24 protein-coding genes are annotated in these 26998 nt (G+C 64.3%); 11 read left to right on the plus strand and 13 right to left on the minus strand.

Annotated features, from left to right (window positions below; genetic code table 11):
- Positions 1–76: 76 nt before the first annotated feature.
- From BLT26_RS06110 to BLT26_RS06135, 6 genes are all read left to right on the plus strand, one after another.
- Positions 77–2275, plus strand: coding sequence for a trans-sulfuration enzyme family protein (locus BLT26_RS06110; RefSeq protein ID WP_245720610.1), 2199 nt, complete (start codon positions 77–79; stop codon positions 2273–2275).
- Between the two features lie 179 nt (positions 2276–2454).
- Entirely contained in the window at positions 2455–3738 is a 1284-nt protein-coding gene (locus tag BLT26_RS06115; protein WP_245720611.1) for a S1C family serine protease, read from the plus strand.
- Positions 3729–4796, plus strand: coding sequence for an FHA domain-containing protein (locus tag BLT26_RS06120; protein ID WP_091510252.1), 1068 nt, complete (start codon positions 3729–3731; stop codon positions 4794–4796). Before BLT26_RS06115 ends, BLT26_RS06120 begins: the two co-directional genes overlap by 10 nt.
- A complete protein-coding gene (gene hisC, locus BLT26_RS06125) occupies positions 4793–5887 on the plus strand; it encodes a histidinol-phosphate transaminase (protein WP_091510255.1) in 1095 nt (364 codons plus the stop codon). The genes BLT26_RS06120 and hisC overlap by 4 nt, the downstream gene beginning before the upstream one ends.
- Positions 5888–5931: 44 nt before the next feature.
- On the plus strand, positions 5932–6801 hold the full coding sequence (mepA, locus tag BLT26_RS06130) for a penicillin-insensitive murein endopeptidase (RefSeq protein ID WP_091510256.1): 870 nt from the start codon (positions 5932–5934) through the stop codon (positions 6799–6801).
- A 59-nt stretch (positions 6802–6860) separates the two neighbouring features.
- Positions 6861–7853: a D-alanine--D-alanine ligase gene (locus BLT26_RS06135; protein WP_091510258.1), complete on the plus strand. Its 993-nt coding sequence runs from the start codon at positions 6861–6863 to the stop codon at positions 7851–7853.
- Positions 7854–8113: 260 nt separating this feature from the next.
- On the opposite strand, the gene BLT26_RS06140 is transcribed toward BLT26_RS06135, so the two are convergent.
- The gene (locus BLT26_RS06140; RefSeq protein ID WP_091510260.1) at positions 8114–8680 is read right to left on the minus strand and encodes an HNH endonuclease; all 567 of its coding nucleotides are present in this window, start codon (positions 8678–8680) and stop codon (positions 8114–8116) included.
- Positions 8681–9451: 771 nt separating this feature from the next.
- Between BLT26_RS06140 and BLT26_RS06145 the strand changes: the two genes are divergently transcribed.
- From BLT26_RS06145 to BLT26_RS06165, 5 genes are all read left to right on the plus strand, one after another.
- The gene (locus tag BLT26_RS06145; RefSeq protein WP_245720612.1) at positions 9452–10969 is read left to right on the plus strand and encodes a PQQ-dependent sugar dehydrogenase; all 1518 of its coding nucleotides are present in this window, start codon (positions 9452–9454) and stop codon (positions 10967–10969) included.
- 84 nt (positions 10970–11053) lie between these two features.
- Positions 11054–11329 (plus strand): exodeoxyribonuclease VII small subunit, encoded by a 276-nt coding sequence (gene xseB / locus BLT26_RS06150; protein ID WP_091510266.1) that lies wholly within the window; start codon positions 11054–11056, stop codon positions 11327–11329.
- Positions 11330–12241 carry a polyprenyl synthetase family protein gene (locus BLT26_RS06155; protein ID WP_091510271.1) on the plus strand — a complete coding sequence of 304 codons (912 nt, stop codon included), beginning with the start codon at positions 11330–11332 and terminating at the stop codon, positions 12239–12241.
- 174 nt (positions 12242–12415) lie between these two features.
- Positions 12416–14341, plus strand: a complete 1926-nt coding sequence (gene dxs / locus BLT26_RS06160; RefSeq protein WP_091510275.1) for a 1-deoxy-D-xylulose-5-phosphate synthase — start codon at positions 12416–12418, stop codon at positions 14339–14341.
- 55 nt (positions 14342–14396) lie between these two features.
- The gene (locus BLT26_RS06165) at positions 14397–16253 is read left to right on the plus strand and encodes a DUF885 domain-containing protein (RefSeq protein WP_091510280.1); all 1857 of its coding nucleotides are present in this window, start codon (positions 14397–14399) and stop codon (positions 16251–16253) included.
- 66 nt (positions 16254–16319) lie between these two features.
- Here the strand turns inward: BLT26_RS06165 and BLT26_RS06170 are convergent, their stop codons facing one another.
- From BLT26_RS06170 to glyA, 12 genes are all read right to left on the minus strand, one after another.
- A complete protein-coding gene (locus BLT26_RS06170; RefSeq protein WP_175453041.1) occupies positions 16320–17297 on the minus strand; it encodes a tetratricopeptide repeat protein in 978 nt (325 codons plus the stop codon).
- A gap of 955 nt (positions 17298–18252) precedes the next feature.
- On the minus strand, positions 18253–18867 hold the full coding sequence (gene ribA, locus BLT26_RS06175; RefSeq protein WP_091510287.1) for a GTP cyclohydrolase II: 615 nt from the start codon (positions 18865–18867) through the stop codon (positions 18253–18255).
- A 15-nt stretch (positions 18868–18882) separates the two neighbouring features.
- The gene (locus BLT26_RS06180) at positions 18883–19521 is read right to left on the minus strand and encodes a retropepsin-like aspartic protease family protein (protein ID WP_091510290.1); all 639 of its coding nucleotides are present in this window, start codon (positions 19519–19521) and stop codon (positions 18883–18885) included.
- A gap of 29 nt (positions 19522–19550) precedes the next feature.
- Positions 19551–20045 carry a phosphatidylglycerophosphatase A family protein gene (locus tag BLT26_RS06185; RefSeq protein ID WP_091510292.1) on the minus strand — a complete coding sequence of 165 codons (495 nt, stop codon included), beginning with the start codon at positions 20043–20045 and terminating at the stop codon, positions 19551–19553.
- A 3-nt stretch (positions 20046–20048) separates the two neighbouring features.
- Entirely contained in the window at positions 20049–21029 is a 981-nt protein-coding gene (gene thiL / locus BLT26_RS06190; RefSeq protein ID WP_091510294.1) for a thiamine-phosphate kinase, read from the minus strand.
- An 8-nt stretch (positions 21030–21037) separates the two neighbouring features.
- Positions 21038–21481: a transcription antitermination factor NusB gene (nusB, locus tag BLT26_RS06195; RefSeq protein ID WP_091511073.1), complete on the minus strand. Its 444-nt coding sequence runs from the start codon at positions 21479–21481 to the stop codon at positions 21038–21040.
- A gap of 116 nt (positions 21482–21597) precedes the next feature.
- On the minus strand, positions 21598–22068 hold the full coding sequence (gene ribH, locus BLT26_RS06200; protein WP_091510296.1) for a 6,7-dimethyl-8-ribityllumazine synthase: 471 nt from the start codon (positions 22066–22068) through the stop codon (positions 21598–21600).
- A gap of 45 nt (positions 22069–22113) precedes the next feature.
- Positions 22114–23229 carry a bifunctional 3,4-dihydroxy-2-butanone-4-phosphate synthase/GTP cyclohydrolase II gene (gene ribBA / locus BLT26_RS06205; RefSeq protein WP_091510298.1) on the minus strand — a complete coding sequence of 372 codons (1116 nt, stop codon included), beginning with the start codon at positions 23227–23229 and terminating at the stop codon, positions 22114–22116.
- A gap of 52 nt (positions 23230–23281) precedes the next feature.
- The gene (locus BLT26_RS06210) at positions 23282–23944 is read right to left on the minus strand and encodes a riboflavin synthase (protein WP_091510300.1); all 663 of its coding nucleotides are present in this window, start codon (positions 23942–23944) and stop codon (positions 23282–23284) included.
- The gene (ribD, locus tag BLT26_RS06215) at positions 23944–25077 is read right to left on the minus strand and encodes a bifunctional diaminohydroxyphosphoribosylaminopyrimidine deaminase/5-amino-6-(5-phosphoribosylamino)uracil reductase RibD (protein WP_091510301.1); all 1134 of its coding nucleotides are present in this window, start codon (positions 25075–25077) and stop codon (positions 23944–23946) included. Before ribD ends, BLT26_RS06210 begins: the two co-directional genes overlap by 1 nt.
- Entirely contained in the window at positions 25074–25538 is a 465-nt protein-coding gene (gene nrdR / locus BLT26_RS06220) for a transcriptional regulator NrdR (RefSeq protein WP_091511077.1), read from the minus strand. Before nrdR ends, ribD begins: the two co-directional genes overlap by 4 nt.
- A 158-nt stretch (positions 25539–25696) precedes the next feature.
- A complete protein-coding gene (glyA, locus tag BLT26_RS06225) occupies positions 25697–26962 on the minus strand; it encodes a serine hydroxymethyltransferase (protein WP_091510304.1) in 1266 nt (421 codons plus the stop codon).
- Between the last annotated feature and the right edge of the window lie 36 nt (positions 26963–26998).

Raw genomic sequence — 26998 nt, forward strand, 5'->3', positions numbered from 1 at the left:
ACACAGCGGATAAAGTGGCCAGGGACCGGGCTTCCTGCCCGTACACACCGCAATGGAGATGTGCCCCTGAACCCATGTGCCTACTGTACGACTCGGGAAATTACAGGTCGATCACAAGCCATTACACGAAATTACGGGAACGGGTTCGCAGTGGGCAGCCTTTCCCTATCACATCACGGCGCGCACTCTCGCCAACCCCCTCGACTCCTCCACCACTGTCATGGCGCTGGGCCGGCATCCGGTGCCCCAGCGTGGCCTGGTGCCACCACACTGGATCCCGGCCTTCGCCGGTGTGCCGGCCCAGCGGGATGACGGAGAGACGTACCTACAGCGACAAATTCCGCACTTCCGGCCCAGACGAAACTTTCCCAAAGGCGTCATGCCGGCGAAGGCCGGCATCCAGGGGCCACTGCGTTACCGCCACCCACCACCGCCCGGTCTACGCTTGTGGCTGGTATTGCGGGCAGGGCATACACACAGCGGGCGGCCAATGAACGACTCTATCGACCGGGCGCGGATCCTCTCACCGCGCCGCAACAGCTCACAGGCAGGCGATGTCCCGGCGCTGGCGCGGGAGCAGCTGGCGCATTTCCACATCGATCTCGCCAGTGAACATGGCCGGCTGCTACTGGAGGCGGCGGAGCAGCTGTACCGGGCCCAGGGCAGTATCGGCAATATGGTGGAGCAGAGCGCGCGCATCCTCGCCGGCCTGGACCGGCGGGACCGTATCGCCTATTTCAACGCCAAGCGCTTTATGAGTTTCCAGCTGGCCAAGCTGCTGCACGAATTGCAGGGGCCACTGCGCCAGAGCTTCGCCGGGCTGCAGGGCACGCGGGATTTCAACCAGGCCACCCGCGGCGGCTACCCGCTGTTCGACAATATCCCGGCGATCTTTTCCGCCACGCCGGTGATCGCCCGCACCGCCACCTATATCTATGCCTGTACCGAGTGGATTGACGATGCCTTCCGCGGGCGCGAGCCCAGCCATGATATCTACTCGCGCCTGCTGAACCCCACCGCCATTGCGCTGGCCAACGCCATGGTGGCGCTGGAGTGCGGGCCCTATGCCGGCGACTACCTGGCGTGGAATTTCAACTCGGGCATGGCGGCGGTGGATGCGCTGCTGGCCAACCAGCTGCGCCACGGCGATGTCCTTATAGCCTCGCGCCATGTCTACGGCGGCGTGCACCAGATACTGCACGACCACTACGCCCGCGCCGACAAGATGGCCATCAAACTCGTATGGTTCGACGGCATCACCGGTGAGGACTTCGAGCAATGCCTGGCGGCGACCCGGCGCGAGCACGGGCAGGCACTCACTTCCGGCGCAAAACTGAAAGTCTACCTGGAGTCCCCCTGCAACCCCCACGGCACCATGCTGGATGTGCCGGCCATCTGCTCTGTGGCGCACCGCGAGGGGCTGACGGTGATGCTGGACTCCACCCTGGCCACCCCCTTCCTCAACCGGCCGCTGTTGCGCAAGGACGCAGACGAACGCCCGGACTTCCTGCTGCACTCCTACACCAAGGATATCGGCGGCACCGGCGCCGCCACCGCCGGGGTGGTGATCGGTCCCGTGCCCCGCATGTTCATTCCCAAGGGCGATACGGTGGGCGGGCTCAACTGGAGCGACAGCCTGTTCTGGGACGTCTACTACATCAAGGGCGCCTTCCTGGATGCGGACAAGGCGTGGCAGGTGCACGAGGGGCTGCGCACCCTGGAGATGCGCATGCTGAAGAAGTGCATCAACACCCTGTGCCTGAGCCACTTCTTCGCCAGCCACGAAAAAATTCGCGTCAACAGCCACGCACTGGAGAGCGACGCCAACGCGCCCCTGCGGGAAAAGCTGCTGCGCTTTGGTTTGCCTGTGCCGCTGTTCACCATCGACATGGAGAATGCCGGCCTGCCCACCGACGCCTTCCAGCGTTTCTTCGACTCACTGGAGCCGGCGTTCGGCCAGATGGTAAGCCTGGGACAGACCAACACCATGGTGCTGTGCCCGGCGCTCACCTCGCACTCGGAGCTGTCCGAGGAGGCGCAGCGGGCGGCGGATATCTACCCCACCACCCTGCGCATCTCGGTGGGCGACGAGGATATGGCGCAACTGGTGGCGCAGGTAATCCTGTGCGCGCGCCTGCACCTGGACCCGGTGTGCCCCGGCTTCAGTGACGGTTTTATGGCGCCGGAAGAGACCGACACCATGTGCGCGCGTTTTTACACCCAGGTGCACGAGCGGGTGGCGCGGAATTTTCCCAAGGTGGCAGACTACCTGTGAGACAGGCTAGCGGCTAGCAGGGCTGGAATACACTGGTCCTGAAATGAACCTTGCGCGGTGTCAGGTGCCGGTGTTTCGCGGCAGGTGCAACGGGGCGCCGCTTGTTGCACTATCTTATATCCCGTAATATCCACGGCCCTCTGCCCAGAATTTAATCACACATAATGCCGACATCCTGCATGCGCCTCCTGATCCTGCTGTTGTGCTGTTTTTCCGGTTTCGCCGCGGCGCAAAGCTACGAGCAACTCTACAGCGATTACCGCGACACGCTGTACCAGATCCGCCTGATCGAGAAGTCGTCCAACTCCAAGGCCGCCATCGGCTCAGCCTTCCAGATTTCCGCCGACGGGCTGCTGGCCACCAATTACCACGTGGTGGCTGAGGCGGTCAGCGACCCGGGGAAATACATACTGGAATACGTCTCGGTGGACGGCGACAAGGGCACACTCACGCTGCTGGATATCGACGTTATCAACGACCTGGCACTGCTGCGACTGGACAAGCCGGGCAAGCACTTTCTGCAGCTGGCGGATAACACCCCCAGGCGGGGCGAGACCATCGTCTCCCTGGGCAACCCGCTGGACCTGGGCATGACCCTGATCCCCGGCACCTACAACGGTATTGCCAGCGGCAGCTTCTACGACCGTATCCACTTCGCCGGCTCCATCAACCCCGGCATGAGCGGCGGGCCGGCCATCAACCTCGGCGGCAAGGTGGTGGGCATCAACGTGGCCACCGCCGGCAACCAGGTGAGCTTCCTGGTGCCGGTGGGCAAGCTGGCCACCCTGGTGTCCCACTACCGCAAGGCGGGCAAGGAAGTGGACTTGCAGGCGGTGACCAACCAGCAACTGGTGGCCAACCAGAAACGCATTATCGATGCCATCCTCAATGCCGAGTGGAACACCCGCTCGCTGGGTGAGGCCATGGTGGTCGGCGAGATCCTCCCCGCCATCCAGTGCTGGGGCAACACCGAGGAGGACGAGGACAACCCGGTCAAGCGCATCGACAAGGGCTGCACCGGCCAGGATGTGGTCTTCCTCGCCGACGACTTCAACACCGGGCGGGTGGAGTACGAGTTTTTCTGGTTCCAGGCCGAGGACCTGTTGCCGGCGCGTTTCTACAGCGAGTACGAGCGCCAGATGAGCAGCTTCTTTCCCGGCAACGACGCCGGCGAGGAGGACGTCACCGACTTCCGCTGCAAGCAGGCTTTCACCCGGCAGCCACGCAAGGTGAGCCCCGGTGTCCCCAAGGCCGCGAACAACAAGCCGCCGGTCATCGCGCGCACCAGCTACTGTGTGCGCCGCTACAGGGATTTTCCCGACCTCTATGACGTCTTCTATATCAGCCTGAGCGTCGATCGCGAGAACCGCGCGCTGGTAAGCCACTTCACCCTGTCCGGGTTTACCGAGGAATCCGCCGAGGCGTTTACCGAGAAGTTCACGAGCGAGATCCAATGGCACTGATCATCGAAGAGCTGAATCGCGCCCGCCATGTGCAGGCGCGCTACCGTATGGATGGCGGGCGCCTGACCCTGGGGCGCGGCTATGGCAACGACGTAATCATCGAAGATGTGCACGCGGACCCCAGCCATGCGGAAATCGTCTGCGACGAAGACGGCAGTTATTACCTGCGCGACCTGGACAGCGAGAACGGCACCCAGCTGGTGCGCAACCTGTACGACAGCTCCATCAAGAGCGAGGAAGTGCAGCGGCGCGCGATCGAGTCCGGCGACGAGATCCAGGTGGGTCGCACGCACCTGCGCCTGTGCCACAGCGAGTCCGCGGTGCCGCCGGCGGTGCCCCTCCACTCGCTGGAGGGCATACTCGAGCGCCTGTCACACCCGTCCCGGGCCATCGGCCTGCTGGTGGCCGTGGCGGGACTTACCCTGTTCTTCACCTACCTCAATTACGCCGGCAAGCTGCAGTGGACCGAGGTGGTGAACCTGGCCATCGGCAGCCTGGTGGGCCTGCTGGTCTACGCCGCTGCCTGGGCGTTTATCGGCCGCGTGGTGCGCCACGACACGCGCTTCTTCGCCCACCTCTCCATCGCCGCCCTCGGTGCGCTGGCCTACACCAGCTGGGAGTGGCTACGGGGCCTGCTGGATTTCAACTTCGCCATCGGCGAGTCCATGCCGCTGATCAATTTCGCCGTACTGGCAGTAATACTGCCAGCCATGCTGTGGTGCGCCTGCTACCTGGCACTGAATATTTCCCGTGGCTGGCGCTGGGCCATCTCCCTGTTGCTGCCACTGGCCTTCCTCGGCCTGGGACTGGCAGAGGATATCGCCTCCATGGCGGAATTCAGCGACGTCCCGCAGATCTCCACCACCCTCAAGCACGAGGATTTCCTGCTGCGCCAGCCCATGCCCATGGAGGAGTTCCTGCGTGAATCCTCCAACCTGTACGATATCGAGATAAAGCAGGACGAGGCCGAAGGCGCCACCGAGACCGCGACACCGGCGGCAGCAGACGACGAGCCGCAGGGGCGGGTACAGCAACACGATGCGGGGGAGCAGGCATGAACAATCCTTTCTGGAGCCCGGCGCTGGCGGAACTGGAACCCTATGTTCCGGGCGAGCAGCCGCGCGGCAACCGGCTGATCAAGCTCAACACCAACGAGAACCCCTACCCGCCGTCCACGCGGGCCATGGAGGCACTGGCCGACCCGCAGCTGGCAGACGCCCTGCGCCGCTACCCGGATCCCGAGTCCACCGAACTCTGCGCCACCATCGCCGCGCAGGAGGGACTGGCACCGGAACAGGTATTCGTGGGCAATGGCTCGGACGAGGTGCTCGCCCACACCTTCTACAGTTTTTTCCGCCGGGGCGCGGACGAGCCGCTGCTGTACCCGGAAATCACCTACAGCTTCTATCCGGTCTACTGCCAGTTGTATGGCATTCCGCACCGCTCACCGGCACTGCGGGAGGATTTCAGCATTGCGGTGGAAGACTACGCCGGCCCGGCGGCGGGCGTGATCCTGCCCAACCCGAACGCGCCCACCGGCCGCTACCTGGCGCTGGAGCAGATCGAGCGGCTGCTCGAGCTGCAACCGGAGCGGGTGGTGGCAGTGGACGAGGCCTATATCGAGTTCGGCGGCGAGAGCGCCGCGGGGCTTATCGGCCGCTACCCCAACCTGCTGGTAATCCGCACCCTGTCCAAGTCCCACGCCCTGGCGGGACTGCGGCTGGGCTATGCGCTGGGGCAACCGCACCTGGTCGAGGGACTGCAGCGCACCAAGAACTCGTTCAACTCCTATCCCATCGACAGCATCGCCCAGCGCATGGCGGCGGCCGCCATCGCGGATACCGCGTGGCTGCGCGACACCCGCGAGCGGGTGATCGCCACCCGCGAACGGGTGGCCCGGGAACTCGAGGCGCTGGACTTCGAGGTGGTGCCGTCGATGGCCAATTTCCTGCTGGCGCGCCCGCGCGCGATCGGCGCCGAGTCCCTGTACCTGCAGCTGAGGGAGCGGCAGATCCTGGTGCGCTATTTCAACAAGCCGCGCCTCAGTGACTACCTGCGCATCTCCATCGGCACCGACAGCGAAATGGACGCCCTGCTCGCCGCCTGCCGGGAAATTCAGGGGACCGCGGACAATTCACAGACGCGCTAAGCGGAGTACCTATAATGTGCTCTGGAGTCAGCAGTAGGGCGCTTATGTTCTCGAAAAAACTCGCACACCTGTTGCTCGGCGGGATGCTCGCAGGCGCCGCCGGGCAGGTTCTCGGCGGCCCCGCCGGCGACAATCCCTGGGAGGCGGTGGCGCGCCCGTCTTCCCAGCCCCCCGCCAGTATCGGCACCTATACCAACGGCTGCCTCAGCGGCGCCGAACAGATGCCGTTGCGCGGCGAGGGCTTCCAGCTGGTGCGCACCGGCCGCGACCGCCACTACGGCCACCCGGAGACGGTGCGCTTCCTGAAGGATTTCTCTGCCCGGGTGGCCGCGCGCGACCTGGGGCGCCTGCAGATCGGCGACATGTCCATGGCACGTGGCGGCCCCTTCTCCTATGGCCACCGCAGCCACCAGGTGGGGCTGGATGTGGATATCTGGTATTCCCAGGACTGGCGCGCCGCCGAGCGCCCCCTGAGCGCCTGGGAGCGGGACAACATTTCCGCCATCCCCTTGGCAGATGCCGGACAGCATCGCCTGATCCGGGAAAACTGGGACCGGCGGATACCGTCTATCCTGCGGATAGCGGCGGAGGACGACCGGGTGGAACGCATCTTTGTCCACCCCACCATCAAGCGCAAAATGTGCAGCCTGGCCGGGTCCGACAACGAGTGGCTGCGCAAGGTGCGTCCCTGGTGGGGCCACAATTACCATTTCCACGTGCGGTTGGCGTGCCCCCCCGGGGAGACCAACTGCAAGCCGCAAAGGCCGCCCCGCGGTGATCCCTGCGGGCCCGACCTGGACTGGTGGTTCAGTGAGGAGGCCTACGCCATATTGCGGGCCCCGGAGGAGCCGGCACCGGCAGAGGAACCCCGGCCGCTGCCCGAACAGTGCGCCCGGGTGCTGGGCGCACCGTAAGCGACCCGAAACAGACGTAGCAGTACCAGAGGCGACAGCCAGATACAGGGAATAACACCATGATCAATACCCTGCTAATTTGCGGCGGCGGCGGCAGTGAACACGAGGTGTCACTGCGCACGGCGGATTTTATCGAGCGCCACCTGGAGCCCTGCGACGATATCGACCTGATGCGGGTGGAAATGGACGGCCGCGGCCGGCTGCGCGACAGCGAGGGCACCACCTGGCACCTGGGGCAGGACCGTCGCCTGCGCAGTGGCGACGACGAGCGGGAAATCCATTACGTGGTCCCGGCCATCCATGGCTACCCGGGCGAGACCGGCGACCTGCAGTCGCTGCTGGAACTCTACGGCATCCCCTACTTCGGCTGCGGACCGGAAGCCAGCAAAATCTGCTTCAACAAAATCAGCACAAAGCTGTGGCTCTCCGCGTTGGGCATCGACAACACGCCGTACCAGTTCCTGTGCAGCAACGAATCCGAGGAAACCTCCAAGGCTTCCATGGCACTGGAGGAGTGGGGCGAGATCTTCATCAAGGCGTCCAACCAAGGCTCTTCGGTGGGCTGCTACAAGGTCACCAGCGCAGAGGAGCTCCCCGCCGCCCTGGAGCAGGCATTCGAGCTGTCGCCCTATGTGCTGGCGGAGAAATCCCTGCGCGTGCGCGAACTGGAGGTGGCGGCCTACACCTACGACGGCATGCTGGTAATCACCCCGCCCGGCGAAGTGTGCGCGCCCTCGGATACTTTCTACAGCTACGAGGAGAAGTACAACGAGGGCAGCCGCGCCGTGACCCACGTGGAGGCAGAGGGACTGAGCGAGGCACAGCTGGGGTGGATCCACGAGGCGTCGCGCAAGGCCTTTATCGGCCTGCAACTGAAGGACCTGTCGCGCATCGATTTTTTCCTCACCGACGACGGCGAGATATACCTCAACGAGGTGAATACCTTCCCGGGGATGACGCCGATTTCCATGTTCCCGAAAATGATGGAAAACGCCGGACACGACTTCGGCGCCTATCTCAGCAACCGGATCCGGGCCGCGGTGAAAAGCTAAAGCCCTGCCATTGGGGCCGCACTGCCACCTGCGCACCCGGCATCAGATGCCGGCCCATCAGTATGATGACAGCGGGAATGAGTCGGCGCCGGATAAATAAGGCCTGCGGCCTGCCGGGATAGACTTATTTCGGCTGTCCCCACCGATGGAACCATCCTCTAACATTTGCCGTCATCCCGGCGCAGGCCGGGATCCAGTTCATGGGACCCGCCGCCGAAGCGGGCACCGGGGAAATGGGGCGCCGAGCGCGGCCGCTGGAGTTAAACCAGCCAGCCCTCCCTGCGGCCGCTGGAAAACTGCCCACGCAGGAATTCCATCTGGTCGCCGCGAATCCGCTCGCTGTTAATCAGCGCCAGGTACTCGGCGGCATTGGGACAGAACGGCAGCGCCAGCAGGTCCATGTCGAGGTCCTGCAGCAGGCGGTTGCCCTTGTGCTGGTTGCAGCGGCGACAGGCAGTGACCACGTTCTCCCACACGTCCCTTCCCCCGCGGGAGACCGGGTGCACGTGGTCGCGGGTGAGTTCCGAAGTGCGAAACCCGCTGCCACAGTAGAGGCAGGTATGGCGGTCGCGGAAAAACAGCGCGCGGTTGGTAAGCGGCGGACGCCGGCGCGGGCGCGCCATACGCTCCCCCCCACAGGCGATAATCGCCGCCAGGTCCAGGCTCGAGCGCTCGCCGTGGCAGTTGATGCCCCCGTGTACCCGCTGCACCACGCCGCCCAGCGACCAGGTGACCAGCTCGCGCACATACAGGCAGGCGGCCTCCTGCCAGTTCAGCCACTCCAGGGGCTGGCCCGCCAGGTTGAGACGCAGGATCCTCGCTTCCATCGTCGCTTCCATTGTCACTCCCCCTGTTTATATTCCGACAATAAACCGCTTGCAGCCAGCGCAGGGCAACACCTGTTGGCGGCGGAAACCTCAAGTTGCAGAGAACAAAAAGCCCCGCGGGAAAACCGGCGGGGCTTTGGCAGAAAATTGGCAGCGAGGGGGAGAGCGCCCGCCGCAAGCATGCAGGCAAAAGGGGTGGCGGACGTTTCTGGCGCTGAATTACTGAATGCTTCACCCTCCGCCGGCCGCATTAAAATATGGCCGGTTCGTTGAGATTAAAGCGGAATATTGTTTCAATTTCCAGACGGTGCATGCAGGAGGGGAAAAGCGCGACACAGCGCGGCTTTTACCTGAGACGACCTACCTGAGACGACCTGCGGCTTTGACGGTGTCATTGCTACGGGAAATTTCCGGCCGCGCATGTAAAAACACCGCCCAGGCTTCCGGCCCGGACGGTGCGTCTCACAGGATGGTGCCCGATTCCCTGGGCGAGCGGCTCACCTTTCCGTGTTCCCTTGCCGCTGTGGTCAGTCCCTTTCGCGTCCTTGCAATTACATTATGGACAGGGGGGGAATTTTTAACAGGGGAAATCGGCTGAAATTCTTGTGCGAGATATCTCACAAGAGTGAGAGATATCGCACCTGGAACAGGATAAGAGAGAGGCCGGGCGCCCGGGGACAGGCAGGGGTTCGAAGGAGCGACCCACTGCGTACTGGCTTGCACATTACTTTATTACAACAAATTACAATATCAAGAAAAGGAATAACCAACTTGTTGAAATACGCGCTAACTTTTCTCGCGGCTGTGGGCCTCGGGCTCGTTGCCCTGGTGATCCTCACCCCCGGCGTGGACATTCCGTGGAAACAACTGACCGGCGGCGCCGACACTGACCCGGAAACCGTCGACCGCCAGTTGCGCGCGGCGGAAGGCTACCGGGTGGAGCTCTTTGCCAGCGACCTGCCCAATGCGCGCTGGCTGGCGGTGACCCGCAGCGGCGACCTGGTAGTGTCGCAGCCGAAGAGTGGCCAGGTAACCCTGGTCAGGGCGGACCGGGACGGCGATGGCAGCAGTGACGACCGCCGCGTGCTGATCGATGGCCTGACCCGCCCCCATGGGCTGGTACTGCATGAAGACTGGCTGTATATCGCCGAGAGCGACGCCATCGGGCGGGTGGCCTTCGACCACTCCGACGGCCGCCTGGCGGGGAGCTACCAGCGCATCGTCACCGGCCTCGCCGACCGGGGCAACCACTGGACCAAGACCATCGGCATGGGACCCGACGGCTGGCTCTACCTGAGCAGCGGCTCCAGCTGCAACGTGTGCGAGGAGGAAAACCAGCGGCGCGCCACAATCATGCGGCTGCGGCCCGACGGCAGCGACCTGCAGGTTTTCGCCACCGGCCTGCGCAACAGCGTGGGTTTCGACTGGTCGCCAAAAGACGGCGGCCTCTACGCCACCGATAACGGTCGCGACTGGCTGGGCGACGACTTCCCTCCCGACGAACTCAATCTGGTGGAGCAAGGCGTCTTCTATGGCTGGCCCTATGCCAACGGCGACCGGGTACCAGACCCGGACCTGGGGGCTGATGCCGGTCCCGAGATCCAGGCCAGGATCGCCAGCTCCCGCCCGCCGGCGCACAAGTTCGCCGCCCACAATGCCCCGCTCGGCATCCGCTTCCTGCGCAGCCCCGGGCAATTGCCCGCGTACCGGGACGCGGCGCTGGTGGCCCTGCACGGTTCCTGGAACCGCTCGGTGAAGGACGGCTACAAGGTGGTGTCGCTGCACTGGGACGACAGCGGTGCGATCAGCCAGCGGGACTTCCTCTGGGGATTCCTGGGGCCGGAGCGTGAAGAGGTTTACGGCCGGCCTGTGGCCATCGCCGAGGATGCCGCTGGCAACATCTATGTCTCGGATGACTATGCCGGCGCAGTCTACCGGGTGAGCCGGGGTGAACAGGCGCAACCTGCGGCCGTCACCGGGCGCTCATCGCCGCTGAAAGCGCCGCACAAGCCGGTGGCGATCGACAGCGACGCTGCCCGGCGCGGCGAGGAAATCTACCAGCGCCACAATTGCGGGGAATGCCACGCCGAACAGGTGGTACTGGAAGGACTCTCCGAGAAATACACGCTGCGATCGCTGGCCGACTATTTCGACGCCCCCACACCACCCATGCCCGACTACGGCTTCAGTCGCCCGCAGAAGCGCGCCCTCGCCCACTACCTCCTGTCGCGCGAACAGGAGCTGGTATCGCCCCTTCCCGGCGATGCCCCGGAACCGGATGGCGACTGAGCGGCTGGCGGCGAGATTGACCATATGGGCGCCAGCGGCTAAGGTTGCCGCGGCGCAATATACCCCGGGCTGAGGCACAGGCTTATGGCAGAGAAAGAGAAACCGGCAACTTTTGAACAGGCACTGGAAGAGCTGGAACAGCTCGTTGAACGCCTCGAGGGTGGTGACCTGCCGCTGGAGGACGCTCTGGCTGACTTCGAGCGCGGGGTGAAGCTGACCCGCGAATGCCAGCAGAAACTCGCCAGCGCCGAGCAGAAGGTGAAAGTCCTGATGGAGGAAGGTGGCGAGGTGCGCGAACAGCCCTTCGATATCGACGATCCCGCCGGCCCCGCCGTGGGCGATCGCGGGGACGACGCCTGAGTGGCCACTACCGCTGGGTCCACCCCCAGTCTGCAGTCGTTCCTGCAACAGTGTGCCGCACGCGTCGAGGCGCGCCTGCAGGCAGCCCTCACCGGCGCGGCCCCGGGTGCGGAGCTCCTGCAGGAGGCCATGCGCTATGCCGCGCTCGGGCCGGGCAAGCGCCTGCGCCCAGCCCTCGTCTACGCCAGCGCTGCGGCAATCACCACTGGAGATACCCGCCCGGCACTATGCGATGACGCCGCGGCAGCGCTGGAATGCATCCACGCCTACTCCCTGGTGCACGACGACCTGCCCGCCATGGACGACGACGACCTGCGCCGCGGGCGCCCCACCTGCCATATCCAGTTTGACGAGGCCACCGCGATACTGGCCGGCGACGCCCTGCAGACGCGCGCGTTCGAGCTGCTGCTGCAGAGCGACGCGGAACCACGGCTGAAGCTGTCCCTGCTCACTGAACTGGCCCGGGCCTCCGGCGCCGAGGGAATGGTGGCCGGCCAGGCCATCGACCTGGCGGCGGTCAACCGCCAGCCCGACCTCTCCCGGCTGGAGACCATGCACCGCCTCAAGACCGGCGCCCTGATTCGCGCCAGCGCGCGTATGGGCGCCCTGGCAGCCGACGCGACTTCCCAGCAGCTGGATGCCGTCAGCGGCTATGCCGGCGCCATCGGCCTCGCCTTCCAGGTGCAGGACGACATACTCGACGTGACTGCCGACACCGCCACCCTGGGCAAGACCCAGGGAGCCGATGCGGCCCGCAACAAGCCCACCTATGTCTCGCTGCTGGGACTGGAAGGCGCACGGGACAAGCTGGCCGCCCTGCACCGGGAGGCACTCGAATACCTGGATCCGCTGCAGGGTGACTGTCGCCTGCTGCAACAGCTGGCCGACTATATTGTCGAGCGAGGTCACTGACCGGCCCGTCGACTCCGGGCGCGGGCGCCGCCCCGCCATTCGGGATGCAATCTGCCCCCCACAGGCATACAATCCCCTGTTCGAATCGGTTGCAATTGATACCATGGTTGAGTGCCCGCTTGCGGCGGGTTGCCCCCGGCGACAGCGCCCCATGGTCGAGTTACAGGACACTCGATGTTCGACGAAATCCCGCGTACCCGCCCCCATACCCCGCTGCTTGACGCCGTAGACGAGCCGGCGCAACTGCGCGCGCTGGACGAGCGCCAGCTGCCGGAGCTCGCCAGCCAGCTGCGCGAGTACCTGCTGTACTGTGTCGGCCAGACCGGCGGCCACTTCGGCGCCGGCCTGGGCGTGGTCGAACTGACCATTGCCCTGCACTACATCTACAACACGCCCGACGACCGGCTGGTGTGGGACGTGGGGCACCAGACCTATCCGCACAAGATCCTCACCGGTCGGCGCGAGCAGATGCTCACCATGCGCCAGGAGGGTGGCCTGTCGGGTTTCCCCAAGCGCAGCGAGAGCCCCTACGACACCTTCGGTGTCGGTCACTCCAGCACCTCCATCAGCGCCGCGCTGGGCATGGCGCTCGGCTCCCCGGACGAGCGCAAGGTGGTAGCGGTGATCGGCGACGGCGCCATGACCGCGGGCATGGCCTTCGAGGCCCTGAACCACGCCGCCCATACCGGCCGGGACATGCTGGTGGTACTGAACGACAACCGCATGTCCATCTCGAAGAATGTCGGCGGACTGGCAACCTACTTCGCGCGCATCCTGGCCAGCAAGACCTACCTGAGCATGCGCGAGGGCAGCCGCAAGATACTGTCGAAGATTCCCAAGGCCTGGCAGCTCGCCCGGCGCACCGAGGAGCACGTCAAGGGCATGATCACCCCCGGCACCCTGTTTGAGGAGCTGGGTTTCAATTACGTGGGCCCGGTCGACGGCCACAATATGCACGACCTGGTGCACACCCTGCGCAACCTGCGCGGCCAGCGCGGCCCGCAGCTGCTGCACGTGGTCACCACCAAGGGCAAGGGCTTCGGCCCGGCCGAGGAAGACCCCGTTGGCTACCACGCCCTCAACAAGCTGGAGCCCGAGCCCCGGGTGCAGGTTGCGGTCACCAATGGAGGGAAAGGCGAGGCCAAGCCGCCCAAGTACCAGGAGGTATTCGGCCAGTGGCTTTGCGATATGGCGGAGCATGACGAGAAACTGATCGGCATCACCCCGGCGATGTGCGAGGGCTCCGGTATGGTGGAATTCGCCGAGCGCTTCCCCGAGCGTTTCCACGACGTGGCCATCGCCGAGCAGCACGCGGTGACACTGGCCGCGGGCCTGGCCTGCGAGGGGCAGAAGCCGGTGGTTGCCATCTACTCTACCTTCCTGCAACGGGGCTACGACCAGCTGGTGCACGACGTGGCAATCCAGGACCTGGATGTCACCTTCGCCATCGACCGCGCCGGCCTGGTGGGCGAAGACGGCCCTACCCACGCCGGCAGCTTCGACCTCACATTCATGCGCTGCCTGCCCAACATGGTAATAGCCGCCCCCAGCGACGAGAACGAGTGCCGGCAGCTGCTGTACACCGCCTACCGGCACCAGGGGCCCGCCGCAGTGCGCTATCCGCGCGGCACCGGTCCGGGCACGGCGATCGAGGAAGAAATGCGCGCATTGCCGGTCGGCCGCGGTCGCCGCGTCCGCGCCGGCCGCCGCGTGGCCATCCTCAATTTTGGTACCCTGCTGACGCCGGCAATGGAAGCCGCGGCGCAGGTGGATGCCACCGTGGCCGACATGCGCTGGGTTAAGCCCCTGGACGAGTCGCTGATCGACGAGCTGGCAGCCGAGCACGACCTGCTGGTGACCATCGAGGAAAACACCGTGGCCGGCGGAGCCGGCAGCGCCGTGGCCGAATACCTGAACAACCGCGGCACCCTGGTGCCCCTGGTGCAGCTGGGCCTGCCAGACCGCACCATCGAGCACGGCAAGCACGGCGACCTGCTGGCCGCGGTAGGCCTGGATGCGGCCGGCATGGAAGCGGAGATTCGCCGCCGGCTGGAACAGCTCGACCAGAAGAACCCCAGGGGCCAGGCTGCCGCCTTCTGACTCCTGCCAGCACAAGAATAATCAGCACAGACCGCCAGTTCCGAACGAGGTACCCATGTCCCTTTTCCACAAATCCCTCCTCGCTGCCATCAGCTTCTGCGCCGCAACGGGCGCAGCGGCCATGGAGGAGCGCGCATTCAACGAAGCCTTCGCCGAACTGCCCTCGGAGGGCGCTGTCGCCCAGCTCAAGGGTCTGCAGGACCTGCGCTATCGCTGGCTTATGGAGAGTTACCCGTCCAGCGCCACCTACCGGGGTTACCCGGGCGTCGACGACCGGTGGACCGACCAATCACTCGAGGGCATCAAGCGCCGCCGCGAGCAGACCCGCCGCCTGCTGGCAGCCAGTCGTCAGCTGGACGAAACCGGGCTGCCGGAAGAGCTGCAACTGGACTACCAGCTGCTCTACCAGGACCTGCTCACAGAAGTGAAGGGTTTCCAGTTCCCCGACCACCTGATGCCCGTCACCCACATGAGCGGCCTGCCGGGCGAGGTGCCGAGCACCCTGAACGCCATGAGCAAGCGCACGGGAGCCGACTACGAGAATATCCTCGCCCGCCTGGAAAAATTGCCGCTGCTCGTGCAACAGACCCGCGAGCTGATGGCGCGCGGCCTGGAACAGGGCATTACCCCACCCCAGATCACCCTGCGCGACCTGCCGGCGCAGATTCGCGCGCTGGTTCCGGAAAACCCCGACGAGAGCCCGCTGCTCAAGGCGTTCACCGAGATGACGGGCAATATGTCCGCAAGCCAGCAGCAGCGCCTGAAGAAGCGCGCCCACGCCATCTACCGCAGCGAGCTGGTGCCAGCCTTGCGGGTGATGGCTGAGTTCGTCGAGCGCGAATATATACCCGGAGCAGTTACCGAGACCGCCTTCACCAGCCGGCCGGACGGCCTGCGCTGGTATGCGCACAAAGTGCGGGAGAACACCACCACCAGCCTGAGCCCGGAGGAAATCCACCGCATCGGCCTGCGCGAGGTGAAGCGCATCCGCGGGGAAATGGAGCAGATCATCGCCGAGACCGGGTTCGATGGCGACTTCGCGGAATTCACCGAATTCCTGCGCACCGACCCGCGCTTTTTCCACGACAGCCGCGATGCGCTGATGCGCGATTACCGCGATATCGCCAAGCGCATCGACGGCGAACTGCCGAAGCTGTTCGGCAAGTTGCCGCGGCTGCCCTACGGCGTTAAACGCATTCCCACATACCTGGAGAAGTCCGCCACCACAGCCTACTACATGCCCGGCTCCATCGAGGCGGGCCGCGCGGGTGTCTTCTTCGCCAACACCTACGCCCTGGACAGCCGCCCCAAATGGGAAATGGAAGCACTGACGGTGCACGAGGCCATGCCCGGCCATCACCTGCAGATCGCCCTGGCCCAGGAGCTTGAGGGTGTGCACCCGCTGCGCCGCGTCGGCGGCTATACCGCTTTCGTGGAGGGCTGGGGCCTCTACTCCGAGAGCCTGGGCCACGACCTGGGCATGTACCAGGATCCCTACAGCCGCTTCGGCGCCCTGACCTATGACATGTGGCGCGCCGTGCGCCTGGTGGTGGACACCGGCATGCACCAGCTGGGCTGGAGCCGTGAAGAGGCGATCGAGTACTTCATGGCCAACAGTGCCAAGCCCCGCCACGACGTCACCGTGGAGATTGACCGCTACCTGGTATGGCCGGGACAGGCCCTGGCCTACAAACTCGGGCAGCTGAAAATCATGGCACTGCGGGCCGCCGCCGAAGAGGAGCTGGGTGACGGCTTCGATATTCGCGCTTTCCACGACCAGCTGCTGGGCGCGGGTGCCGTGCCGCTGAACGTGCTGGAGAGCCGCATGAACGCCTGGCTGGAGACCCGGAGTACACAGGCCGCTGCATCCACTTCACCGGCCTGGGACAGCGGGGAAGCAACCCCAAACTGAGGGGCGTGCGACCGCATTAGTGATCAGGTTACACAAGAGGCGATCCACTGGATCGCCTCTTGTGCGTTAGAGATTTGCCGACTGCTTCAGTTCGAACAACTGGCGCCGGTAGCCTTTTTTTATCTGGCGATCCCGAACCAGCGCAAATGCTTCGCGCAAGTGTCGTGTGGACTCGCCGAAGTCCTGAAGCCTGTAACTCGTAATTCCCATCAAGAAATGCAAACGGTGATCGTCTGCCGCCTTGTTGACGACCCGCTTCAGCAACCTTTTCGCTTCAGCGTACTTGCCCTCCTCATATGCGTCACGCGCCTCAAAATACACCAGGCCGGGGTCGTCGTTGCGTAGCCGCTCGACAGACGTTACGAGGCCGCCGATCAATCCCCCATGGCCTGCGTCGTTTGCAACTCGCTCCAGGTTACGGGCAGCCACCAGGTTCAACCGGTTGAGCTGCAATGCCTGGATAAAGGCATCAGTGGCTAGGTCATACTCCCCGACCCTTTCGTAGAGAACGCCGAGGTTAACCCAAAAATCACTATTCCCCGGCGCAAGCTCCACCGCCTTACGCAAGCGCAGGAACGCCCGAGCCCATTCGCCACTGACAAGGTCGGCAACAGCATTGTTGTTATAGTATTGGGACAGCGCCACGCGGTCGGGAACCGTTGCGCTGGCAAAAGCGATATCAAAGTCAACCACGCCAAAGTCAATTACCTGGCGACCCTCCGGCAATTCCACAAGCAGGTTTATGTGGCGAAAATTCACCGCAACTTCCCGCTCCCGAATCTGTTTGGGGGGCACCTCGACCTGATTGAAGGATGCTTTTACGCCGATCTCACGGGCCATCGCCGCCAGCAGCATGGTTACGCTCAGGCAGTTGCCTTTCCGGCGCAAAAAAGTCTCCGCAACCGGCAGCGTCGCAAAAGTATCGAATTCGACCTCAAAGAGGCCATCGCGGAATTGCTGGACAAGCAGCGACCACTTTTCTTCCGGGGATGCTTGCCCAGGTAGCTGGTCGATATAGCGCCTGATTTCCGGACTGATCGCCATGGGATCTCGCTCAGCTGCAACGAGATCTTTCCCTGCATCCAAAGCAAATGCCGCCCCACTGAGCAGGCCACTCGTGTCAACCTGGTAAATGAAGGGGTCGAAAGCATTGTGAGCCGGCGGCCCTTTCTGGGAACTGCAGGACACACAGAAAAACAGAGCCACGAGACTCAACGGAAGACGCATATTATTTTCTCGGCAGGAGGGCTTAATTAATTGGCGCGCAATCCTACCAAAAGAGAGGCAGACCTCAACGGCGTGAAAAAGAAAATTTCTTCCGACCAGTTCGCAAAAAGCAGAATTCTGACTTTCTGAACTATTTATTTTCGATTAAAGGGAGTTACACGAACCGCAGCGAGCACTTACTTACAATAATGTCTGCTGTTCTGCAGAAAACCCCTAGCGCATGGTCACTGGTGACTGTCAGGTTTATGCCGCTGCTCAATCCCACGGATCGAAGTCCAGTGGTCGCTCACAAACTTGCCGAAGCCGGATCGGGCTAAAGGTGGGAATGGCAGGCATCCGAGCTTGGAGAGAAAACGCCGCCAACACTGGAATTCCACGTGAAGATCTATTGGGAGGGCGGGCGCCTAAAAGAAAAAAGCCGGCAAATGCCGGCTTTCCTTACCGATTGCTGCGGGTGCATCACCTTTCTCGACCCGCGACAACCAGATGCATTGAGTATAGACAATACTGCGCTTGCTGCCCGTCCTACTCGCGAACAAGAATCCCGCAGCGCCGTTTCCTTCCCGTGACGCTTTTATAAAGTTTTAGTGACAGCCGTATTCACGGGGTCCCGGGAGCGATCGCCGATATGGAGTTTGAAATCTATCGCTGGCACGGACAGGCACGCACGCCATCGGAGAAGACTGGCGTCCGGTATGCGGGCCGGGCCGAGTGCGCTCCTATGGCTGGTTGATACCTTCCGGTCAAATTATCCGGAAGCGGCGGGCGCGGCTCAGGGCTCCGCGCCTCCCTCCTCTTCGTCATTGAGCAGGTGACCCAGTTTGCCACGCTTGGTGGAGAGGTACTTGATATTGTGGGGATTGCGGCCGGTCTGGTGGGGCAGGCGCTCCACCACTTTCACGCCCAGGTCCTCCAGCGCCTTTACCTTGCGCGGGTTATTGGTCATCAGGCGGATGGAACCGATATGCAGGTGGTCGAGCATCGCTTTCAGGATTGAGTAGTCGCGCATGTCGGCGCCAAAGCCGAGCTGCTCGTTGGCCTCCACCGTGTCGGCGCCGCAGTCCTGCAGCTTGTAGGCGCGAATCTTGTTCAACAGGCCTATACCGCGGCCCTCCTGGCGCAGGTAAAACACCGCGCCGCGCCCCTCTACCGCAATCCGGTGCAGGGCATGCTGCAGCTGGGCACCGCAGTCACAGCGCAGCGAGAAGAGTGCGTCGCCGGTCAGGCATTCGGAATGAATGCGGGCCAGCACCGGCTCGTCGGTATCCAGGTCGCCCATCGTGAGCACCAGGTGTTCCTTGCCGGTGTCCGTCTCCTCGAACCCGTGCATCTCGAACATGCCCCAGGGCGTGGGTAGCTTGGAGGATTCCACAAAGCGAATGGTCAAGTTCTTACCTCGTCATCAGTTGCGCGCACGCAGGATCAGCATGCCGCGCTGCTGCTCCATGTCCACCCGGCTCAGGAAGCTGTTGCCCAGCAGGGTGATATGGGGAAATTCATTGGCGTGGACCGTCGCCTCGATATTGTGCAGCTTGATGCCACCCACGGTGACGCTGGCCAGTGTCACCCGGTAGGCGCGGGTGACGCCGTTGGCGGTGGCCACGCTGATTGGCTCGGCGCCGTCCAGGTCCAGCCCCAGCCCCTTTGCCGTGGGATAATTGAAGGCAATGCTGGTCGCCCCGGTATCTACCAGTACCGGCACCCGGCGGCCGTTGACCCAGGCGTCAGTACTAAAGTGGCCCCGGCTGTCCGCCACCAGGCGCACTTCCGTCTGTTCGGCCCGGGCATAACGCGCCGCCACCGGCGCATCGAGGGTGAGCTTCTGCACCCGCTCGCCCACCTTCACCCGTGCAAACTTGCTGTTTGCCTCCAGCAGGCGCACCCCCTCGGGTGACGTCTGCCCGCTTTTCAGCAGGCGCTGCCTGCCATCCACTTCCAGCATGGCGCTGCTGCCGAACAGGGCCTTCAGCTGCACCTGCTGGGCCCACAGCGGTGCCGGGACCAACACCAGGCAACAGAACAGCAGGCGGTGAATCATCATGGTGCACTCCCCTTCAGCAGCCCGGCGGCCTAGCCAATCCATGCGGCGGTCAGCTGCAGGATGAGCGCCGCGTATCCGGCTGCCAGTATATCGTCCAGCATAATTCCCACACCACCGTGGACACGCCGGTCAACCCAGCCGATCGGCTGCGGCTTGGCGATATCAAACAGCCTGAACAGCACCAGCCCGTAGAGGGCCCAGCCCCACCCGGCCGGCGCCATGAACATGGTCAGCCAGTAGCCCACCATCTCATCCCAGACAATGCCGCCATGGTCGTGCACTCCCAGGGCACGGGATGCCGCGCCACAGAGGTAACAGCCGACCAGCGCGGTGACCACCACCACCGCCAGGTACTGCGCCGGCGGCAGGAACTGCAGGAACCACCAGAAAGGCAGCGCCATCAGGGTACCGAAAGTACCCGGCGCCTTCGGGGCGAGACCCGAGCCAAAGCCGAAGGCCAGCAGCATGGTGGGGCTGCGCAACAACTGGCCCGCAGTGGGCTGGGGGATGGATGTGTCAGTCATAATTCAAAAATGCGTGTATCCGGGCCGCCTGGCCCGCCACTCTTCGCCCTCCAGATGGCAGCGTACCCGACCCCCAGCCGCGGGACCGGTTCCCCGTTCCACCAGGGTACCGATACGCACCGGTGTGAGGCCCCGCTGCCTGCAGTGATCGATTGCTTCCTCCACCTTGCCCTCCGGCACGGTGAAGCACAACTGGTAATCGTCACCGCCGGTGGCGGCCAGCTCCAGGGCTTCCGGGCCGGCCAGCTCCCGCGCCAGTGAGGCCACCGGTATCTTCGCCATATCCAGTTCCGCATCGACACCGCTCCTGGCGCAGATATGTCCCAGGTCCGCCAGCAGGCCATCGGAAATATCCAGCGCGGCGCTGGCGAGGCCGGCGATGGCTTCTGCCAGTGCCAGCTGTGGCTCGGGGTGATAGTAAGCATTCACCGCCTGTGCCTCCAGCGCCGGCGCCGCCGGGCGCTCGCCGAGAATTACCGGCAGCGCGGCAGCGGCCGCACCCAGCGGGCCGCTCACAAATACGGCATCACCGGGACCGGCGCCGTCGCGCCGCAGGGGCGTCGCAACGCTGCCCGTTACCTGGATGGTAATGGTCAACGGGCCTTTCGTCGTATCGCCGCCGACCAGGGATATGCCGTATTCCCGTGCAGTCTGCAGCAGCCCGTCAGCGAAGCCCTGCAGCCACTCCCGGTCGCTCTCGGGCAGCGTGAGCGCCAGGGTAAACCACAGCGGCCGCGCATTCATTGCCGCCAGGTCGCTCAGGTTGACCCGCAGCGCGCGCCCGGCCACCAGTGCCGGGTCCGCGTCCGCCGGGAAGTGGCGCCCCGCCACCAGGGTGTCTACGGTAGTGGCCAGCTGCCGCCCGACAGGCGGCTCGAGCAGCGCGCAGTCATCGCCGATACCGAGCACGACCCCCTCACCCCGCGGCGCGTCGGCGAAGTAGTCACGGATAATCTCGAATTCGCCCGGGGCAGCCTGCTTCACGTGCCAGCTCAGCCGCGCCTGTCCGCCTGGACTTCTGCCTTGCGCAGGTCCGCCGCAGTCTTGTCGAGGATACCGTTGATGTACTTGAAAGCATCGGTGGGGCCGAACTTCTTCGCCAGCGCCACCGCCTCGTTGATTACCACCTTGTAGGGTACGTCAATGCGATTCTGCAGCTCGTAAGTCGACATGCGCAGCAGCGCGCGGGACACCGGGTCCAGGTCGTCGATCTTGCGATCTAGGTGGGGCGCGAAGGCGGCCTCCACGTCATCAAGGTTCTTCGCCACGCCGTGGAACAGCTCGCGAAAGTAGTCCACGTCGGTCTTGCTCATGTCATTGTCGGCATGAAACTCGGCCTCGATGGCATTCAGGCTGGCACCGGCCATCTGCCACTGGTACAGCGCCTGCATGGCGTAATGGCGCGCCTTGCGGCGCGCGGAAGCGGTAACGGTCATTATCAATTCCGATTCAAATCCGTAGGAGCGGCCGCTGGCCGCGATAACATATTCATTCTGGGCGCACGAATCGCGGCCAACGGCCGCTCCTACAAGGTGCCCCAACGGACCCCGGGTTAAACCTTGCCCAACAGCGAGACCATCTCAAGCGCAGTCTCAGCCGCCTCGCAGCCCTTGTTGCCGGCCTTGGTACCGGAACGCTCGATGGCCTGTTCGATGGAATCCACGGTGAGCACGCCGAAGGTCACCGGCACGCCGCTGTCCAGGGATACCTGCGCCAGGCCCTTGGTGCACTCGCCGGCCACATACTCAAAGTGCGGGGTGCCACCGCGGATCACCGCCCCCAGGGCGATAATCGCATCGTAACGACCACTGGCCGCCAGTTTCTTCGCCGCCAGCGGGAACTCGAAGGCGCCCGGGGCGTAGTAGATGGTGATGTCCTCTTCCTTGATGCCCTTGCGGCGCAGGGTGTCGAGGGCACCCTCTTTGAGGCTCTCCACCACAAAGCTGTTCCAGCGGCTCACCAGCAGCGCGTACTTGCCGTGGCAGCCGATAAAATCCCCTTCGATAACCTTGATCTCGCTCATCCTAAATTGTCCCAATTCGTTGTTCTGTCTCGGTGTGCCGGCCAGTCAGTCCTCGTCGGCATTCAGGTACTCTTCCACTTCCAGGTCGAAACCGGAGATGGCGCTGAAGCGGAAAGGTGCGCTCATCAGCCGCATCTTGCGCACATTGAGTTCGCGCAGGATCTGCGAGCCGGTACCCACCTGCTTGTACACCAGGTCCTGGCTCGGGCGCTGCTGCTTGCCACTGATCAGCCAGTCGATGCTCTCCTCGATCTCATCGGTGGTCTCGTTGTGACAGATCAATACCACTACACCCTTGCCCTCTTTTTCCACCCGCTGCATGGCGCGGCGGAAAGTCCAGGGAGTGTACTTCTCGTCACCGCGGCGGATAGTGAGCACGTCCCGCAGGGTATTGCCCACGTGAACGCGCACCAGCGTCGGCTCCTCCGGTGTGGGCTCGCCCTTGATAAAGGCAAAGTGGCGTTCGCGACGCGCCTTGTCCAGGTAGGTGCGCAGCCTGAAGTTGCCGTACTCGGTCTGCACCTGGCGCTCATTGGTGCACTCGACGGTGGTCTCGTTCAGGGCCCGGTAGTTGATCAGGTCGGCGATGGTGCCGATCTTCAGGTTGTGGGTTTTGGCAAAGGTCTCCAGGTCGGGCCGGCGCGCCATGGTGCCGTCCTCGTTCATGATCTCCACGATCACCGCGGCGGACTCGAAGCCCGCCAGGCGCGCCAGGTCACAGCTGGCCTCGGTGTGGCCGGCGCGGCTCAGCACCCCGCCGGGCTGGGCCATAATCGGGAAGATATGCCCGGGCTGCACGATGTCGCGCGGCTTGGCGTTGCGCGCCACGGCGGCGCGGACGGTGCGCGCGCGGTCAGCGGCGGAGATGCCGGTGGTCACGCCCTCGGCCGCCTCGATGGAAACGGTGAAGTTGGTGCTGAACTGGGCGCCGTTGTCCTGGGACATCAGCGGCAGGTCCAGTTGCTCGCAGCGCTCGCGGGACATCGGCAGGCAGATCAGGCCGCGGGCGTGGGTGGCCATGAAGTTGATGTCCTCGGCGCGTACCTGCTCCGCCGCCATCACCAGGTCACCCTCGTTTTCCCGGTCCTCGTCATCCATCAGGATCACCATCTTGCCCTGGCGGATATCGTCGATCAGTTCTTCAACCGTATTGAGTTCCATAAATCTCTCTGAGTCGTGATTCGTGGTCTAAAGCCGGCGCGCCGGTATATTTCTAGGTCCTGTAAAAACCGTGCCGGGCCAGGAATTCGACGGTCAGGCCACCGTCGCCCGGCTTCGCCGCCTGGTCGCCCAGCAGCAGTCGCTCAAGGTAGCGCGCGATCAGGTCCACCTCCAGGTTGACCCGCGTGCCCGCCTGGTAGCCCCCCATGATCGTTTCCTGCAGCGTGTGCGGCACGATGGTCAGCTCGAATTCAGCGCCGTCCACAGCGTTGACGGTGAGGCTGGTGCCATCCACCGTAATCGAGCCCTTGTGGGCAATGTACTTTGCCAGCTGGTCCGGGGCCCGCAGGCGGAAGCGCTCGGCGCGCGCCTCACTCCGGCGCCAGACCACCTCGCCGATCCCATCCACGTGGCCGCTGACGATATGCCCGCCGAGGCGGGTCTGCGGTGTCAGGGCCTTCTCCAGGTTGACCCGGTCACCGGTTTTCCAGCCATTCACCGTCGTGACATCCAGGGTCTCGGCAGAGACATCCGCCCAGTAGCCGTCGCCCGGCAGGTCCACCACTGTCAGGCAGACGCCATTGGTGGCGATACTGTCGCCGAGCTGCACGTCGGACAGGTCGAGCTTGCCGCTCCTCACGCGCACACGCAGGTCGCCGCCCTGGGGTTTCAGCTCGGTGATCTCGCCCACCGCCTCGATGATTCCGGTAAACATCAGCGCTCTATATCTGTAGTTGCGGTAATGCGCCAGTCGTGGCCAACCGCACGCATGTCGGTAATGGTAATCGGCAGCACGGAGCCCATGCGCTCGATGGGCAGCTCGAACAGGGGCCGGGCGGTGCTGCCCAGCAGCTTCGGCGCCATGTAAACGATCAGTTCATCAACGTGGCCGCGGTACAGGAACTCCCCCGAGAGGGTGGCACCGCTTTCAACCAACACTTCGTTGCACTCGCGCCGCGCCAGCTCCTGCAGCAGTGCCAGCAGGTCCACGCGGCCGTCGCCGCCCGCCGGCAGCACCAGCACTTCGGCCCCGGCCTTCTCCAGTCGCTCCCGCCGGGCGGGGTCGGCCTGCGCGGTCGTGCACACCAGTGTGGGGGCGTCGCCCCGCAATATAAAGGCCCTGGCCGGGGTGCGCAGGCGGCTGTCGACGATCACGCGCAGGGGCTGCACTTCCGCCGCCTGCTCGGCGGCCAGCATTTCCAGCGCCATCTCATCGGCACGAACGTTCAGGTTGGGGTTGTCGAAGCGCACGGTGTCCACCCCGGTGACAATTGCGCAGCTGCGTGCCCGCAGGCGTTGCACGTCCGCCCGCGCCGCGGGTCCGGTGACCCACTTCGACTCCCCGCTGGCCATGCCGGTACGGCCGTCCAGGCTCATGGCCGACTTGCTCCGCACCAGCGGCAGCCCCAGTGTCATCCGCTTGATAAAGCCCGGATTGAGGGCGCGGCAGGCCTCCTCGAGCACCGGCCCCTCGACCTCGATACCGGCGTCGCGCAGTATCTGCAGGCCCTGTCCGCTGACGGCGGGATTCGGGTCTTCCATACCGTAGACCACGCGTGACACGCCCGCCGCCACCAGTGCCTCGGCGCAGGGGCCGGTCTTGCCGGTGTGGCTGCATGGCTCCAGGGTGACGTAGGCGGTGGCGCCGCGGGCGCGCTCGCCGGCATCGCGCAACGCTTCTATCTCGGCGTGGGGCAACCCCGCACGCCGGTGCCAGCCCTCCCCCACGATGGCACCAGAGTTATCGGCGATCACACAGCCGACACGCGGGTTGGGCATGGTGGTATAGAGGCCGCGACCGGCCAGCTGCACCGCCCGGTGCATCAGGGACTCGGTGTTGTGTGTCATTTGGGCTCCGCGGGTTTCGTCAGCCGCTCGATCTCCTGGCTGAAGTCACTGACGTCCTCGAAACGGCGGTAAACGGAGGCAAAGCGCACGTAGGCCACCTGGTCCAGCTCGCGCAGCTGTTCCATCACCAGCTCGCCTATGCGCATGGCCGGCAGCTCGCGCTCGCCAGTTGCCTGCAGGGCGTGCTTGATCTGCGCCACCGCGGACTCAACCCGCTCGGTGCTGACCGGGCGCTTTTCCACCGCCCGCTGGATGCCGGCACGCAGCTTGTCCTCGTTGAAGGGCTCGCGCTGGCCATTCTGCTTGATCACACGGGGCAGCAATAACTCTGCGGTCTCGAACGTGGTAAAGCGCTCGTGGCAGTCGAGGCACTCGCGGCGCCGGCGCACCTGGTCGCCCTCGGCCACCAGGCGGGAATCGACAACCTTGGTTTCTTCAGCGCTGCAGAAAGGACAGTGCATGGGGAAATAGGCCCTGTAGAAAAACGGGCCGCAGTTTAACACAGGCGGCGCCGGGGGGCGCCACCGGCGCATCCCGCCGGGTCGCGGGGCCAGGCTGCGAGCATAAAAAAGCGGCCCCTGCGGGCCGCTTTGGATGCAGTGCGAGAACCGGCTGCAGGTTACTTCCGGTACACCGGGAATTTGGCGCAGATATCCAGCACCTTCTGCTTCACCTCGGCAATGGTGCCCTCGGCGTCGCCCTTCTCCAGCGCATCCAGCACATCGCAGATCCAGTGGGTCAGCTGCCGGGTCTCCTCCACACCGAAACCGCGGGTGGTGATGGCCGGGGTGCCGACCCGCAGGCCAGAGGTGATGAACGGCGAGCGCGGGTCATTGGGCACCGCGTTCTTGTTCACGGTGATATTGGCACGGCCCAGCGCCTCGTCCGCATCCTTACCGGTGTACTCCTTGCCGATCAGGTCCACCAGCATCAGGTGGTCATCGGTACCGCCGGAGACGATGTTGATGCCCCGGTCGAGGAAGGTCTCGGCCATGGCGCGGGCATTCTCCACCACCTTCTTCTGGTACTGCTTGTATTCGGGGGTCATGGCCTCCTTGAAGGACACCGCCTTGGCCGCGATCACGTGCATCAGCGGGCCGCCCTGGCCACCGGGGAATACGGCAGAGTTGAGCTTCTTCTCGATCTCTTCGTTGGCCTTCGCCAGGATGATGCCGCCGCGCGGGCCGCGCAGTGTCTTGTGGGTGGTGGAGGTCACCACGTCGGCGTGGGGGATCGGCGACGGGTATTCACCGGTGGCCACCAGGCCGGCCACGTGGGCCATGTCCACCAGCAGGTAGGCGCCCACCTTGTCGGCGATCTCGCGGAAACGTGCCCAGTCCATGATGCGGCTGTAGGCAGAGAAACCGCCCACGATCATTTTCGGCTTGTGCTCCAGCGCCAGGCGTTCCACTTCCTCGTAGTCCACCTCGCCGGTGTCCGGGTTCAGCCCGTACTGCACCGCGTTGTAGATCTTGCCGGAGAAGTTGACCCGCGCACCATGGGTCAGGTGCCCACCGTGGGCCAGGCTCATGCCCAGCACAGTGTCGCCCGGGGCGCACAGTGCCTGGTAGACCGCGGCGTTGGCCTGGGAGCCGGAGTGCGGCTGCACATTGGCATAGTCGGCACCGAACAGCTTCTTGGCGCGCTCGATGGCCAGCACTTCCACCTTGTCCACGTACTCACAGCCGCCGTAATACCGCTTGCCGGGGTAACCCTCAGCGTACTTGTTGGTCATGCTGCTGCCCTGCGCCGCCATCACCAGCGGGCTGGTGTAGTTTTCGGAGGCGATCAGCTCGATATGCTCTTCCTGGCGGCGGTCCTCTTCCTGGATGGCTTCCCAGACTTCCGGGTCGTAAGAGGAGAGTGTGACTGATGGATCAAACATGGTTTTCCCTCAATGAATCGGGCTGTGGACGCTGCA

It is taken from the genome of Microbulbifer yueqingensis (genome assembly GCF_900100355.1).
Lineage (GTDB): Bacteria > Pseudomonadota > Gammaproteobacteria > Pseudomonadales > Cellvibrionaceae > Microbulbifer > Microbulbifer yueqingensis.

Bases quoted from the DNA above. Each gene is read 5' to 3' on its own strand.
- BLT26_RS06115 (WP_245720611.1), top strand. From the start codon at position 2,455: ATGCGCCTCCTGATCCTGCTGTTGTGCTGTTTTTCCGGTTTCGCCGCG.
- BLT26_RS06120 (WP_091510252.1), top strand. From the start codon at position 3,729: ATGGCACTGATCATCGAAGAGCTGAATCGCGCCCGCCATGTGCAGGCG.
- hisC (WP_091510255.1), top strand. From the start codon at position 4,793: ATGAACAATCCTTTCTGGAGCCCGGCGCTGGCGGAACTGGAACCCTAT.
- mepA (WP_091510256.1), top strand. From the start codon at position 5,932: ATGTTCTCGAAAAAACTCGCACACCTGTTGCTCGGCGGGATGCTCGCA.
- BLT26_RS06135 (WP_091510258.1), top strand. From the start codon at position 6,861: ATGATCAATACCCTGCTAATTTGCGGCGGCGGCGGCAGTGAACACGAG.
- BLT26_RS06140 (WP_091510260.1), bottom strand. From the start codon at position 8,680: ATGGAAGCGAGGATCCTGCGTCTCAACCTGGCGGGCCAGCCCCTGGAG.
- xseB (WP_091510266.1), top strand. From the start codon at position 11,054: ATGGCAGAGAAAGAGAAACCGGCAACTTTTGAACAGGCACTGGAAGAG.
- dxs (WP_091510275.1), top strand. From the start codon at position 12,416: ATGTTCGACGAAATCCCGCGTACCCGCCCCCATACCCCGCTGCTTGAC.
- BLT26_RS06165 (WP_091510280.1), top strand. From the start codon at position 14,397: ATGTCCCTTTTCCACAAATCCCTCCTCGCTGCCATCAGCTTCTGCGCC.
- BLT26_RS06170 (WP_175453041.1), bottom strand. From the start codon at position 17,297: ATGGCGATCAGTCCGGAAATCAGGCGCTATATCGACCAGCTACCTGGG.
- BLT26_RS06180 (WP_091510290.1), bottom strand. From the start codon at position 19,521: ATGATGATTCACCGCCTGCTGTTCTGTTGCCTGGTGTTGGTCCCGGCA.
- BLT26_RS06185 (WP_091510292.1), bottom strand. From the start codon at position 20,045: ATGACTGACACATCCATCCCCCAGCCCACTGCGGGCCAGTTGTTGCGC.
- nusB (WP_091511073.1), bottom strand. From the start codon at position 21,481: ATGACCGTTACCGCTTCCGCGCGCCGCAAGGCGCGCCATTACGCCATG.
- ribH (WP_091510296.1), bottom strand. From the start codon at position 22,068: ATGAGCGAGATCAAGGTTATCGAAGGGGATTTTATCGGCTGCCACGGC.
- ribBA (WP_091510298.1), bottom strand. From the start codon at position 23,229: ATGGAACTCAATACGGTTGAAGAACTGATCGACGATATCCGCCAGGGC.
- BLT26_RS06210 (WP_091510300.1), bottom strand. From the start codon at position 23,944: ATGTTTACCGGAATCATCGAGGCGGTGGGCGAGATCACCGAGCTGAAA.
- ribD (WP_091510301.1), bottom strand. From the start codon at position 25,077: ATGACACACAACACCGAGTCCCTGATGCACCGGGCGGTGCAGCTGGCC.
- nrdR (WP_091511077.1), bottom strand. From the start codon at position 25,538: ATGCACTGTCCTTTCTGCAGCGCTGAAGAAACCAAGGTTGTCGATTCC.
- glyA (WP_091510304.1), bottom strand. From the start codon at position 26,962: ATGTTTGATCCATCAGTCACACTCTCCTCTTACGACCCGGAAGTCTGG.